Raw genomic sequence first — 13,560 nt, 5'->3', positions numbered from 1 at the left:
AAGCAAGCTAACCGGATCAAGCCTTCTGATGTTGATCGGATGTATCTGCATGGCCACCATATTCGTCAGCGCGGCCGTGCTCATACTGTCGATGCCCAGGACTAATGGGTCACAGGCTGTCACCACCTATCCAGTCAACATAGGTTTGACCAGCTCGGCCAACTATCACGATCAATATTCTGCCATCACCGGCATGGAAGCTTGGACTTACACCACGGCCGTCCCTGCCAACCACTATGGGGAGATGTTCTCTGCATTCTACCCTAGCGGCGATGGCCCGAACTATGACATCAAGGTGACCGTGACTTGCGATAAGGCGTTCGTGGGAAGCGACATCACCATCGGATACCTTATGAACATCAACGGCCCCGGCCTTAACACTCCTGACACTGGCGCCTCCTACACCGCTCTGACCATACAGGATGGAACCCAGGTCGACATCGATACCTGGACATCGAGCGCCGTAATCCACTCTGACGCCAATGCCCAGGAGTACTTCTGGATGCAGATCACTCCGTACTTGGAGAGCGCGCACTTCACCGTGACCTACCAGGCCATCCAGGCCGCGGTTTAAACTCTTTAATCCAACTTCTTTTTTATTCTTTTCCGATCTAAAGAGTTACATCTTCGGACCCCCTCAGTACTCTCGTTTTAGATGTAGATTAACAGCCCCTCGTTTGTTATTGCCGTTAGATGGATAATAGAATTTTATAATGGCCATAACTGGACAGATAAAATGAACAATGTGCAGTGACGACCATCGTAAAATTATTATCAAGTTATCGTAATGCTCAATAGCGATAAGATATCAATAGAAAAATAATGGATGAAAGGGGTTTACTGGATCGGCAGCTCCGGCATCCAGGGCATGTTGGTATCGATTATTTCAGTGGTCAAAGTGTAATAAGTGTCCGAATCGATTTCCTTATAAGTCCACCCCTTATCGCCATCAACATACAGGTACCGGTCAATGGTCTCAGTGCCATTGATAACACGGTAATGGCTCAAAGTCATGTTACCCCAATGAGTCTGCACGGTCTCATTCCCGATGTAGGTGAGATTCGTTAGCCCCTCGGACCATGGAGCTGACATGTTGTATGTTATGGTCTCCGATGGGTAATTGATGTTAAGGTAAGTGATCGTCTCGGTGTATGTAGTAGCCGTCAGTGACACTACTGACGCATTTGCACCATAGTCTATCAATATTCCATTCACTGAGCCAGTAACATGGACCTTCATATATGCTCCGACAACATATTCGGGGTAGAAATGCAGGTATGTCGAGTTATCACCTATGGCCATGGTGTGATTTCCATCCTCAGACGTGGTGACGGTGAAGTTGAGGGTCTTGGTCTCATTGATATCCAGGTGCACCGTCTGCGACTGATACAGACTACCGTCCATGGTCAGGTTCGCCGTGTAGTTACCGTCCTTGGTTCCGTTATTCACTACATCGATCGAGACCCTGGCGGATTGATTGTCCAGCACGTTGTGCTTGTTGACGCTGAACGAGGTTACGTGGAACGAAGCGGCGCGATCGTCCGTCTTCGCGGTATTCGACTTGCCGTTGTTCGTCAGCAGCAAAGCTGCTCCAGCACCAGCGATCACCACTACAGCAACAATTACAATTGCGATTATGGAATTCTTTTGCATGTAAGGATTCCCCCCGGAGAGATAGTTTGTTGAACTAGTATATAATGTATTGATATCAATAATATTATTTGAAAAAAGTTCACTGACTGGAGTTCCATGGGTCCGACATTTCACTCCATATGTTCTGGCTTCAAACGATGACACTGATTATTGGAGGGGCGAGGCTTGAGGCCTGGCCAGAAGGGTTGCCCGGAAATTAAATTATTTCTTCCCACATTCTAGGTTTTTCTCCCGGTGTTATCAATCGATAATCTATTTACGCACATGAAAAGGTAGGCGGCCCAGGTCAACTTTGGTGGGGGCCATCATATCGAGAATGTAAAAAATGCTCACTGGATGAACGAATTGGATTACATGCGAGGATTCGCCATCATAGCTATCGTCACCATACATGTGATGGGTTTCGCACTTGTCATAGATCATCCAAACATCATAACGCCGATCGCGAACTACCTAACCCATCTGGCAGATTTTGGTGTGCCTCTTTTCCTGCTGATCTCTGGCTATATCCTTGGATTAAGATATTTCGGCAAGCTTGATCCCAAGCGGTTCTATGGGCGGCGGTTAAAAACTATCCTTTTACCATACATCTTCTTCGCGTTCGTTTATGCGATTTTCAACTGGTTCTTCATGGATCAACGTTCAATCAATGACCAGTTAATCTCGTTTATACTTTTCAGCGGAACGAGGGCACTGTGGTTCGTGGCAGTGATCATCCAGCTTTACCTCCTGTTCCCATATCTGGTTAGGTTCTACAAGCGCCTGGAAAGGACCAATGACGAAATCCTCTTACTCATTATTCCTCTGGCAATCTACCTGCTATGGTATGCCGTGATCGAGGGTGCATTTATCAACTCCATGGGCGGATACTTCGGCGTCTCGTATTACTATGCGAACTTGATGATGAGGCTGATATGCCTGCCGTATCTGGTCTTCTTTACCGCTGGAATGTATCTCAGCAGGCACAGAGATGAAGTGAAAATCGCTATGGGGAAAGCGAACCAATGGATCGTAGCTGTGCTCGCCTTACTCCTGGCACTGGTCTTGCAGTTCTTCCCTTCCGGATTTATATGGTCGGTCTTCCTGTTGCCATTCGTCGCTCTGATGAGCATTTCACTGTACCGCCTCTCTTTATGGCTCAAGGATCATGCAGGCATGCCAGCTAGGATGATCAGGACCGTCGGTCTGTATTCATACGGCATCTATCTGGTGCATATGCTTGCTATATCCATCGTGACCAAGCCTCTTTACACAATGGGCTTAGGGGTCGAAGACGCGCTCTTCTACATTCTGATGATGCCTGGGGTCGTGGCCATCAGCGTGCTCATCATCTACATTCTTGGCCGTCTTCCGTACGGCCGTTACTTATCTGGCATCAAGACCGGTCCGAAAAGTGGTATGGAAAAGAGTCCAGGTCAAAGTTCGCGAGGTGTCCATGACTGAGAAATCCGATGAGCTGTAGGTCGGTAGGCTGAAGAGTGAGCCGTCTCCAGCTGGCAACTACGAACACCCGTGGTTGCTGCCCACCACCCATCAATCAGCCCTCTCTACAATGGCGGGCAGTTAGTGATCGAGGCTAGGGCATGCGGCATTTATTCGGACGCGTAAGTGGTTGCGAATGCGATGCCCATTCTATTCGCGCCTGATGGTCCATTGCCTTTGCGACGTAAGCATCCAGGCGCTCAGGGTGGCCGGCCTTGGCTTCCCAGACCATATCGATAACATCCTTGATGTGATTGCTGCAATCACAAGTGCCGTCGGTCCTCTTCAACGAGCACGTGTTGCTATCGCACCACTTGCCGCCCCTGAGGCTCTCGTCATAAACGAGGCCGAGCCTCCTGGCTAGACAGTCTAGTGTATCATTGTCCATGTTCCGATACCAAGGATATGAAAATGGCAGAAGATAGAGGTCGTTTGTGGGGGGAGGTGACCGAAAGAACACCCTCGTCTCCGGTGGAAATTTAACAATTTTAATAATGATGTCTGGCTCGAAAGGAATCGCCGAGGCTTGATGTTGAAAACTAAATGAACATTAATAATCGCAAGGGAAGCAACAAGATGTTTTACTCTTGATTCTATTCCTAAATGGGCATCAATTGACGCGAAAAGTAGTGGCCACAATCCTGAATTTGGCAATGCATGATGAGATTCAAAGAAATGTGCCCGATGGCATAATTTTTGAATTTAAGGATTCAGAAGGCAATCTCATTCAGATAATCACAGCCAATATGCCAAAGGAATTAGCAAGGGAAGCATTTCACAACCATGACTCATATGAAACCGGCTGGATTGAGATAACAACTGAACAAGAGATAGACACGAATCAATCACTGGATGCCTTTACGGCGAAAACCCTTGATCCTTTAATCGCCCTATTGGATGTGGCAGAGCTGGAAAAACATTATCCAATCAAAATAGACCTGTACGAAGATGGAAAATTCATATGTGGGCATGGAGTAGGAAAATTATTACTGCATGATCGATGTAAACTTCGCCCGGATTATCTTTTCAGCGATGGCACACTCCAGCAATTTTTATTGAAGACATATCCAATCTATGCCTCGTCGGCTATAGATCCTGAAGTAAAAAGAAACATACCAGTGATTAAGGACATCTTTTTCTCAAGTTTCAACTCAACATTTGAGCAGGTCCACTATCTGATAGAGTTTTCAGCTCTAGAATGCTTAGTTGAGACCTATTCAGAAATTGCCGAAAGAAAGGGAATAATCGGAATCTCAAGCGTAATGGGCGAAGACAAGTTTGAAGAGTTCTTAAAGAGATTTGATGAGTGCTTGCCAGCAATGATTGGTGATGGTCCAGAGAAGGAACAGATTGAGAAGATGTTGAAGAAAAAGATAAGAGAATTCAATCGCCCAACATTCAAGAGTAAGATTGAGAACATGATTATGCATTATCACCTAACTGCCCCTAAAAATCTACAGAAGATGATTGATCTCCGAGATCTCATAGTCCATGGTAATTATTATGGGAAGAGGAGTAAAGGGAAACCAGACCCCAACTCATTGGATGATATTTTTCCTTTGAAGGGTGAACTGGATAAGTTGGTTTCTTTGCTCTTGGTCAAAGTCGTGAGTGAACCCATCTAATTATGATGTAGCGTCAATAGAAAGCAATATGTCAATACAATAATCGGTAGTTCCTCTTCTATGGCCTCTTCCCGCCACCAGTGCCAAGCGGTCATCGAGCAGCTGCAGTTCGAGGATCGAGGGCAAGAGGTAAAGATGCCCTATCTGTTGCCGTCGATACGTCCGAGGAAGGCATTGGGTTCTCGACGAGGCGGGCTTCCCGGTCAACGAGATCTGGGACAGGAGCGACCGGCCGGCATATTGTACACAGTGCAACTGGGCCGGCCCCATGAGATCGACCGCGAACCGGGCGGACGATTGTTTCCCCCACCGGTGCCCGAAGTGCGGTGCCGTGGTCGCGAACCGGAAGGGCGAGGAATAGTCTTCTGAAATTCAATGGCAAATAATATGCCAATGAAACGATATTGAGGTCGTTGGTGGGGACTTGGACAGAACTAGAAGTGTCGTTATAGGCTCAGTGCTTGGCGGATTAATTATAGCCTTCTTTGGCTATCAGCTCCTATTATGGGCTGAGCCGTTCGAAGATGATATTACTCGCCAATATTGGCCCGCTTTCTTTCTGTTGCTCGGTCTGGCCATAGCGGTCAAGGGCGCCTTCGTCCACATTGATGCTTACCTGGCCGATAGGCCGTAGGTCGTGTCGCGCCGTTGAGAATGATACTCAAGACTCGGAATCACCGATAGCATTATTATAATCTAAGATTGATGTAAACTTACAGGTGGGGAGATGAACAACGAGATGTTCAAAGTACTGGCAATCTTGGAAGCGGTGACGATCGTATTCCTTGTGATCGTATTTGTTTCGATATCGTCGCTATCTAATGCATCTAGCGGGTCCGACACATCTCTGGACGACACCTTATTCCATTTTTATGGCCCAAACAGTAACGGTTCTTATGTCGTCGTACAGGAACTGATGGTGAAGAACATGGTGGGTAGCGTCAACTTCACTGTCGATGGTAATTGGAATGCTATCGGGATCTATGTTCAGGGCATCAGTGGAGCCGATGTGATCTACACCGAAACTCCTCCTGACAATCCAGCCGGGGCGACCATTGTCAACGGGACGGCGCTGCCATTCATGTATTCCGGTCCGTTTCATGTGAATAGTGAGAACCTCTTTGGGGCAACCACAGTGTTGGACAACCAGACGTCAGGGAACTGGACACTCCATTATGATGTCCAAGGCGGGCCGGTGAAGATCTACATCGTGGAAGCCCAACTCCCAGATCTATGAGTCATTGACCAGTTGGCATAGTTACGAACAGGAAGGGGGAGGAGTGACCACCATTACTCTTCGAATTATAAGGTTTTTCAATTACTTTTTTTCATGATCCTGAATGAACTCAATCACTCGTGGTTCGAATTTAATTTTTGCTTTGACGATGTCTCTGTGCTTTTTTTTCATTAGCTGGATCGTCATAGCTCCCTCCCCTGATGGCACCATTTTTTATGCAATCAGATAAGTAATTGGCATATTCCGGAATTAATCGCGCTTGGAATTGAAAATAGTTTTTTTCCTTGCCCGTAAAAACTTCCTTCTCAGTCTTATTCTCATTCTTCTCACGGCCGGCCTTCTCCTCATCCGAAACTGTGGTTGAACAGATCTGATTGAGACCGTGTATTTCCGCAACTTCCAGCATTTCCCACCCCAGTTCCTCCGAGGTGAGCCTTTCTTTATGCTTTACTAATGGGGCCTGGATATTACATATCAGCCTTTCAAAAACCAAATCCTGTCTTTTCCCCTTTATGCTCATCTTCTTTCTCTCTAAGCTGAGGACGTTTATAACTGCTGATTTGATTAAGAAATCGAATAGCCAGTATCGAGGGGCCCCCATACTCGTATTGGACGATTTCTCTTGAAGAATGGAAACCAGCGTACCTATCTCCACGAGATTGTGCTCAATCGACCCCTCCATATACGATACAGGGTAAGCGCCAATTATTGCCACTATCTTACTATTGTCGTCTTCAATCTTGACGAATAGTCCATTGGATATGCTGAATTCCAATTCTTCCTCTGTTCGCTTGTAAATAGCTTCACTCCGGTCGTCTCCGCTAATCACATAGTCATTTATGAGTTTAGATATCTCCGAAAAATCCTCCTTAGTAGCAATAGCTGCTGTATATATTGGAGATTTAAAATAATTTATTATTTCTTTTTCTGGATTCTCCATCTCCCCCACAATAATAAGGACTCCTTCGAAGTGCTTATAGTTATCTAATATTGGATAGAGAAAACTGCACCATAACAAAGACCTGAGTTATGAATGATACGTCATGCTCCAAGGGGCCGTTATTGTTTCCCGTTCCGTTAACCATCGTGTGACAGCACCATCGCGAACCGCAAGGGCGAGGAATAAAAGCGATAGGTAGCCCCCATGGAGGCGGTGTGACCCCCATGGTATTGTTTACTGTACAAGGGCTACTGTCGGAAGAAAATCTCCAAGCCCGTTCATAATCGTTAGCTCAACGTTATCAAGGGAATAAGGCAACTCGGCGTGCGTAGGGCGCCGTATATCGAGCCCCGTTATTTCCATAGTTATATTTTTGATAATTACAATAATCTCTGGAACTAAATTATGGGGGGAACAAGATTTGACATGCTCTAAATGTGGTGCGCTCACAAAGCCAGGCGCAGAATTCTGTCCGAGCTGCGGAGCGAGCTTGAATGCTTCACCACAACCGCCGGTACACCAGCCGGCTCCAGCGTATTATCCACCAGCCAAGAAGAGTAACAAGAAGTTGCTTATCATTGGGGTGGTCGCCGCAGTGGTCGTCCTGCTCATCGCAGCAGTCGCGGCCTCATTGGGGGGAAACACCAAGGCCACTGACAAAAACAATGGATCGAGCGACAACACTGCTAGCAACTCTCAGCTCGCCATGACGGTATCGAGGATCAGGGGACATCACTCTGCCGACATGATGGATCAGGCTGCTGATGGCAATATCATCGTCATGGCCTACGCCAACATCACCAACAATGGCGCAACGTCGACGCTCGTGTCCGCGCTGTACCTGACTCTGACCTGCTCGGATGGCAAGAACTACACCACTTCATGGAAGGGCGACACCTTCACCGCGCTGAGACTCGATCACGCCAAGTCGACCGCCATTTACTGCGCCTTCGAGATCCCAGTCGGTGTCACTCCCACATCGCTTAAGTTTGATGATCATACCGACAGCATCATCGTCCCGGTCACCTCGAGCATCATCGACCTGTCCTATCCGCAGTTCGCCGAGATCTCCAGGGTTACCCATACGGATCCTCTCGTCTACAGCCCATACATTCTCCCGGCTGCTGGCAACAAGTATGTGCAGGTAACCCTGATTTTGAAGAACGATCTGGCCACCACGCTGACACTATACGGCTCCTACTTCAAGCTGGAGACCTCTGACGGACAGACCCATGACATCACCTACTCCGTTTCCCCGATGATGCCGGACGACATGCAGTCCGGAGCCTCGGCCATCATTCAGGTGAATTTTGAGGTCTCCCAGAGCTCGACCCCGACCAAGCTGCTCTATGACGATTACGTCAACACCGTCACAGTCAATTTGTAAACCTCTTTCATTTCCCTTTTTCATCTCGAAGACTGAGGCGAAGAACTAAGGGGCTCCAGCTGCGCGACATCGATTCATTCGAGAAAGCTATTGGGTCCTCGACGAGGCGGGCTTCCTAGTCAACGAGCGATAGCAGGAGAGCGACCGGCCAGCCCATTTTAGAAGAAGTTTAGGACATCCAAGCTCTATCTGCCCATTCTCATGTCCTCTCTCATCCTAAGATACTCATCCCTGCTGATCTCTCCGCGAGCGTATCTTTGATCCAGCACCTCTTCGGGAGTGCGGCTGGACGTACGCGGAGCATACGGGTATTGATAGTAATTGTAGTAGTAACGCCGGTGAGGCCAACCGAACGCGGTCCGAAAAACCCACCAGATCAAGAGGAATACGATGATGAGGACGAACAGCCACGGAAAATAAACCAGGAAAAGGGCAAAGCCATAGAGGACGGCGAGCACCATGATTACTACAAATATTACCAACAACACTACCAAGAGAAGCGCTAATATCAGGCCAAATATCCCCTGGCGAGAGTCCAGTTTCCGCATCGGTCTAGCTAGCTCATCGACGTGTATATAGGAATGACTTGGAGTATCAACAAAACCAATGCCGTATAAACTCGACAGCGGCGGCATCAGCGCGACATGAGCGCTGCTGGCGATACGGTTCGCTCGAAGCAATCCTTGTGCACATATCCGTACCGCGGCCCCAAGGCCTTGCTCCTGAGCCTCAGTTCGAAGCCGAAGTCCTCGACCGTCACCAGGTCACCGCACAGCTCGCATTGAACGATGCGACCGAGCTCGTAGCGAGCAGGTCCCTCGTACCCGAGGACCTCGAGGCCATGATGACCAAGCACGCCCAGCAGCTTCGTCAAGTTGTGCAGACGGTCCTGTGCTTCGCGAAGGAGCTCGACCTCGCTCCGGGGTTACTCAACGCGGCGGGAGAGGACCGATCGCTGCGATCGCACCGCCATCACGCCTCACCGTCCTGATCGTACTGATCGAGCGTCACGAGCTCCGGCGCATCGTCCTCGAATGCCGTCCGGATGGAACCGCAGGCGCCGAGCATCTTCCGCTTCCACTTGACCAGGGCACCGCATGACGAGCAAGGGGCCTCGACCATCATTGTTCTCCAATCGTACCGGATGCGGTTGACGGCTCCGCAGGCCGGGCAGATCTTCGCCTTGGTGACGTTGACGTAATCATTCATCATAATCATCCGGAGAAGAGGGCCGCTTGACATCCGTTGCGGGGGGAGGGGAGCGAAAGTGTGTACAAGAAGACGAGAAGTGGTTATTAGGCAACAGATAAATGAATCCGAAAAATTTGGAATGAAATACGTTCAGATGATAAGTCTTTGGTAGCAGGGAGAAGTCTCAGTCAATATCTAAATAGATAACAACTTATCTAACCTCCAGAGCTGTAGAGATACAGCTGTGGGGAATAGGAAAATGGTCAAAGGAAAATGTATGCAAATAGCAGTAATGCTCGGCATTTTTGCTATCAGCCTAATGATGATTTTGCCGCCAACAGTCTCTGCAGATTATACGAACGCAGATCCGAGATATGTGAGCTTTTGCTCCGAGACTTGGTCCAATTACTCCTATAATGGCTTCACGGGGATGAGTGCGGACCTAATGGTCTTTTATGATTTCTAGACCCATCACATGTTCTATACTGCCAAGGCACACATCTCTGGATCTAGCCAGTATCCTTTGGCGACAGGGTCGAATCCAGCGCTCTATATGGCTTGGTCAAGCCCAACCTCCAACGGACAAAATGTAGTAGTATCGGCAGCAGCTCCCGCCAATGGGACAACATTGGGTGACCTAAATTCGAACAATTGGGCATATGTTGGATTAAATCCATATGCAGTCCAAAACTTTGGAACACAGCCATCGTGTGAAATTTGGTTCCAAACCTACTATAATAACCAGAAATTGGTTTGCACTGGACACAGTAATACGGTACGCCAATTTAATGGATATATCAAGCAATCTGGGACGAGCAGTTACGATTTTGGGACATGTGCGTCGACACCTAAGGCGGCCGGCGGCTACCAATATTGTGGGTTCACGTCTATCGTATACATGTCCAATGGACAATCTGTAGGGCAGAACTTCGCCAATCTCTATGTTTGGGTCGGTTAACCTGCCTGACCAAACCTCTTTTATTTTATTAATAAGGATATGAGGTCTCGTTCAATGGATCGTTAAAAAATCAAGATAGGGGGAAAAGTCATTTGTGGAAAAAGAGTATGTTTTCGATATTAGGCATTGGATTGATCATCGTCATCTTGCTAGTATTAATGTCGCTCGTGGGGCCAAACCAGGCAAGCACATATTATGGCCCCCCTCTAAGCGATGCCAAGTACACAGAGGTCTTTTCGTTCTCGACTACCAACGGAGAATCTTCAAGACATATTGATGTGGACAGCAGCTGGATCGGCATTAGGCTTACTGCTGAGTTTGTAGGCACGGCTAGTTTGAACATCTCTGCGGTCAGTCCAGATGGAGTTATCCTTGCCTCAATTGTAAAAGAAAATATAGCTAACCAGAGTGTCAACACCGTCAGGTCATTCAACCCATCTATGTATTCGGGCAAGTTTGTCGGTCAATGGACGTTGGAATACAAGGTAACCGGCAACCCAGTGAATATTACGGTGATGAGGGTCGATTCGTTCGGAACGCCACCATAGGTTGTTCGACTTTTTGAATATTCAGCTCAAAGAGGTCGTCGACCATGCTGGCTACTGTCCATTTACGATTTAGCCACTATTAACCTCTCGTACACAGATTACGCAACCGCTCTCGGTGAACACCTCATATAAATGAGCTCCTTCCGCCAACGGGGCGATATTCAGTGAGATGGCAATGATACTCGAATCGACACGAAAGCCAGTCGCTAAGTCGATATTGCCGGTGGTAATATTGACCATTTCGAAGGTGACAGCCCTTCCGAGAAAGTCGAAGGAGAGGTTCGGACGATCGCCCGAAGGGAATTCATAGGTTGTATTCTTCATAGAAAGCGTTACGTTCGCTTCTTGTCCCCCAGCGAGGTGCAAGGTGGAATGGTTCCACGAACTTGATGACGTATCTGGCCCGCTGCTCTCCATCGGAACGCCGTAGACTGAACCTAAAGAGTCGCAATTCATCCCTTCCATCTCTCCAGTCTCCTTAATATAGTATCCAAACAAACCAACTTTGGCATACAGCATCGTCAGTCCGCTCCCAATTGAAACTTTACACGTCATGTTCTTTAATGGAAGGCCAAGAACTTTCGGTTCGGTGGAGCCTTCCTCCTTAACATAGTAGTAGCCACTGGTCAGGTTGACGTTCAACGTAAAATTGGATGAGCCGTCCGGAGAGTCGACATAAGTCACTATGCCTAACGGCAAGTTGATAATCTTGTTTGGAAACAGGGTGAAGTTCTCCTCGAACTCGGTGTCGTGATATTTCGGATACACGGTGGTCTGTTCGCCCCAGTGTCCTTTACAGTTCGCCATTATGGTCAGTGATGATGAAGTGGTATTAAATGCGAGGATGTACGAGCCATTGGCTTCTATTGTGGCGTAAAATTCTCCCTCGTACATGCTTTGTGTCTTTATGGTAGCGTTTTCTAACGGCGTTCCATTGTCGTCGGTCACCATTCCGTATATTGTGACCAGGGCGGGATTTCTATCGTCCAATACAGTATCGTCCTTGCTCGCACCTTGCGGATTGTACATCAGGGCCACCAGCATGATGGCAAAGACAATCATGAGCGCCGGGGCGGTGATGATAAGATTCTTCCTCATTATTGCCAATTATTCTTCCCCATCTTTCAATCTTTAGATTGATATTATATTTATTGGGCCAATTATCCAGATTAATCAATATCATTATCACTAGAGGCCATGGCCATCTATCATCAGGGGCTTGTTCAAGTAAATTTATACTTAAAAATATAAAAAACGACTCAGGGGAACGGTACCTCCACGGCCGCGGTCACGACCTTGATGCCGACGACCGCCATTAGGAGGATGAGGATCACCTTCACGCCGTACTTGATGATCTCCTTACGCTCTTCGATGCTTGCCTTATTGTTGCAGGTCACGAGGCCTTGGTAGAACTCGATGTTCTTCTGCATGGCCTGGCGGTCCTTCTCCCGCTCCTCGGCCTCCTGCATCCTCTCCTCTTTGCGATCCTCGCGGTCTTCCTTGATCTCGGTGACCAGCTGGGTGACCGTAGTCTCCAGCTTGGTGTGAGCGATGGTGAGGTCGGCGACCCGGTCCTCGAGAGATTTCTCCATATCCTTCGAGCTCCTGACCGAGTCATCGATGCGGGAGTGCTCTGGACAAAATAGAAAGACGGGGAGCTCGTCCATCAGGGGATCGTGACCTTCCACCACCTACCACCTCACCCCTTGATCAGCTGGGCCAGTGCTCCGACCGCCTTCTCTGCCTTCCCGACGATGACCGCCACCTCGTCGGCGTCGATCTTGTCGTCCTCCATCGCCTTGTCGGCTGCGGCGACCAGGTCCTCGGCCGCATTGGATGTCGGCTTCAACGATGTCGACACCTTGCATGGCCCTTCACTCCTCCGGCGACTTTGTTCCAAATTTCCTTAGTCGATCTGCGAGGCGACCTTCTTGATCTAGCATTCTCGCCCACCTGTAGCAATGCCTGCAGAACGGCATTCTTGCCGGGGCACCCCCTCGCCCGAGAGGAATTGTTCATAATGCTTTTGTAGCCCGCGTGGACACTATTATTACTCGATCACAGCAACCCTCGGTATTTCAGGAAGGCCACTCAGAACGCTGTGATCATCCGGCCCACCCCCTATTCGCCCGAGCATTGGGGTGGGCCGGGTATAAGCCTTTCACCTTCGAGTCCGCCCCTGCCCAACCATGGACCTCAGCCCCATTTCTCAACTTCATCATCCGTGGAGGTTCTCTTTCTCAACGCTCGACGGGGAGCAATCGTTCACAAGATTCATGTAGTCAATTTTTCGTGTTTGAGGTTCAGTCACAGCATCGGACAGGGGCTTGCTACCAATCAGGCCGCTGTGATCCAGCTCCCCCGCATTCCAGTATCTGTGGTCGGAGCTGCTGCCATCTTTATTCCCCCACCGGGCCGGCCTCATCCCCACGAGGTCCCGGCCCACAACCCCTCTGCCTTGCCATCTTACTCTTGGCATGCTTGAATCCATTGGTCGCTTAGTTGGACATCCATTTCCGCCCATTATGGGCGCAGAATA

The 13,560-nt window shown here is 48.6% G+C and carries 14 protein-coding genes; 6 read left to right on the top strand and 8 right to left on the bottom strand.

From position 1 onward, the window contains the following. Positions 1-49 precede the first annotated feature (49 nt). Entirely contained in the window at positions 50-574 is a 525-nt protein-coding gene (locus SA339_10295) for a hypothetical protein (protein ID MDW5563604.1), read from the top strand. A 263-nt stretch (positions 575-837) separates the two neighbouring features. Here the strand turns inward: SA339_10295 and SA339_10290 are convergent, their stop codons facing one another. Further along, entirely contained in the window at positions 838-1,653 is an 816-nt protein-coding gene (locus tag SA339_10290; GenBank protein MDW5563603.1) for a hypothetical protein, read from the bottom strand. Positions 1,654-1,989: 336 nt separating this feature from the next. On the opposite strand from SA339_10290, the gene SA339_10285 reads away from it, so the two are divergent. The 3 genes from SA339_10285 (at position 1,990) to SA339_10275 (ending at position 5,997) form a co-directional block, all read left to right on the top strand. Beyond that, positions 1,990-3,096 carry an acyltransferase gene (locus SA339_10285; protein ID MDW5563602.1) on the top strand — a complete coding sequence of 369 codons (1,107 nt, stop codon included), beginning with the start codon at positions 1,990-1,992 and terminating at the stop codon, positions 3,094-3,096. A 668-nt stretch (positions 3,097-3,764) separates the two neighbouring features. After that, positions 3,765-4,760 (top strand): hypothetical protein, encoded by a 996-nt coding sequence (locus tag SA339_10280; protein ID MDW5563601.1) that lies wholly within the window; start codon positions 3,765-3,767, stop codon positions 4,758-4,760. A gap of 727 nt (positions 4,761-5,487) precedes the next feature. Further along, positions 5,488-5,997, top strand: a complete 510-nt coding sequence (locus tag SA339_10275; GenBank protein ID MDW5563600.1) for a hypothetical protein — start codon at positions 5,488-5,490, stop codon at positions 5,995-5,997. A gap of 130 nt (positions 5,998-6,127) precedes the next feature. Here SA339_10275 and SA339_10270 read toward each other — a convergent pair whose 3' ends face one another. Beyond that, positions 6,128-6,946, bottom strand: coding sequence for a hypothetical protein (locus tag SA339_10270; GenBank protein MDW5563599.1), 819 nt, complete (start codon positions 6,944-6,946; stop codon positions 6,128-6,130). Positions 6,947-7,505: 559 nt separating this feature from the next. On the opposite strand from SA339_10270, the gene SA339_10265 reads away from it, so the two are divergent. After that, positions 7,506-8,324, top strand: a complete 819-nt coding sequence (locus SA339_10265) for a DUF4352 domain-containing protein (GenBank protein MDW5563598.1) — start codon at positions 7,506-7,508, stop codon at positions 8,322-8,324. 185 nt (positions 8,325-8,509) lie between these two features. On the opposite strand, the gene SA339_10260 is transcribed toward SA339_10265, so the two are convergent. The 3 genes from SA339_10260 to SA339_10250 form a co-directional block, all read right to left on the bottom strand. Beyond that, the gene (locus SA339_10260; protein ID MDW5563597.1) at positions 8,510-8,872 is read right to left on the bottom strand and encodes an SHOCT domain-containing protein; all 363 of its coding nucleotides are present in this window, start codon (positions 8,870-8,872) and stop codon (positions 8,510-8,512) included. Positions 8,873-8,958: 86 nt separating this feature from the next. Continuing rightward, positions 8,959-9,198, bottom strand: coding sequence for a hypothetical protein (locus tag SA339_10255; GenBank protein ID MDW5563596.1), 240 nt, complete (start codon positions 9,196-9,198; stop codon positions 8,959-8,961). 98 nt (positions 9,199-9,296) lie between these two features. Then, positions 9,297-9,533 carry a hypothetical protein gene (locus SA339_10250; protein MDW5563595.1) on the bottom strand — a complete coding sequence of 79 codons (237 nt, stop codon included), beginning with the start codon at positions 9,531-9,533 and terminating at the stop codon, positions 9,297-9,299. Positions 9,534-10,604: 1,071 nt separating this feature from the next. Between SA339_10250 and SA339_10245 the strand changes: the two genes are divergently transcribed. Continuing rightward, positions 10,605-11,021 (top strand): hypothetical protein, encoded by a 417-nt coding sequence (locus SA339_10245; protein ID MDW5563594.1) that lies wholly within the window; start codon positions 10,605-10,607, stop codon positions 11,019-11,021. A gap of 69 nt (positions 11,022-11,090) precedes the next feature. On the opposite strand, the gene SA339_10240 is transcribed toward SA339_10245, so the two are convergent. The 3 genes from SA339_10240 to SA339_10230 all read right to left on the bottom strand — a co-directional run bounded on the left by SA339_10240 (position 11,091) and on the right by SA339_10230 (position 12,882). Continuing rightward, the gene (locus tag SA339_10240; GenBank protein ID MDW5563593.1) at positions 11,091-12,119 is read right to left on the bottom strand and encodes a hypothetical protein; all 1,029 of its coding nucleotides are present in this window, start codon (positions 12,117-12,119) and stop codon (positions 11,091-11,093) included. A gap of 161 nt (positions 12,120-12,280) precedes the next feature. Next, entirely contained in the window at positions 12,281-12,709 is a 429-nt protein-coding gene (locus SA339_10235; GenBank protein MDW5563592.1) for a hypothetical protein, read from the bottom strand. 11 nt (positions 12,710-12,720) lie between these two features. Continuing rightward, entirely contained in the window at positions 12,721-12,882 is a 162-nt protein-coding gene (locus tag SA339_10230; protein MDW5563591.1) for a hypothetical protein, read from the bottom strand. Positions 12,883-13,560 lie beyond the last annotated feature (678 nt).

Origin of the sequence: Methanomassiliicoccus sp., assembly GCA_033485155.1 — an archaeon.
Lineage (GTDB): Archaea > Thermoplasmatota > Thermoplasmata > Methanomassiliicoccales > Methanomassiliicoccaceae > UBA6.
The sequence above is the reverse complement of the archived record's forward strand: the minus strand, read 5'-3'. Positions and strand labels throughout refer to the sequence as shown.

Excerpts from the sequence above, each read along its gene's own strand:
- SA339_10295 (MDW5563604.1), top strand. The coding sequence starts at position 50 with ATGGCCACCATATTCGTCAGCGCGGCCGTGCTCATACTGTCGATGCCC.
- SA339_10290 (MDW5563603.1), bottom strand. The coding sequence starts at position 1,653 with ATGCAAAAGAATTCCATAATCGCAATTGTAATTGTTGCTGTAGTGGTG.
- SA339_10285 (MDW5563602.1), top strand. The coding sequence starts at position 1,990 with ATGAACGAATTGGATTACATGCGAGGATTCGCCATCATAGCTATCGTC.
- SA339_10275 (MDW5563600.1), top strand. The coding sequence starts at position 5,488 with ATGAACAACGAGATGTTCAAAGTACTGGCAATCTTGGAAGCGGTGACG.
- SA339_10260 (MDW5563597.1), bottom strand. The coding sequence starts at position 8,872 with ATGCGGAAACTGGACTCTCGCCAGGGGATATTTGGCCTGATATTAGCG.
- SA339_10250 (MDW5563595.1), bottom strand. The coding sequence starts at position 9,533 with ATGAATGATTACGTCAACGTCACCAAGGCGAAGATCTGCCCGGCCTGC.
- SA339_10240 (MDW5563593.1), bottom strand. The coding sequence starts at position 12,119 with ATGAGGAAGAATCTTATCATCACCGCCCCGGCGCTCATGATTGTCTTT.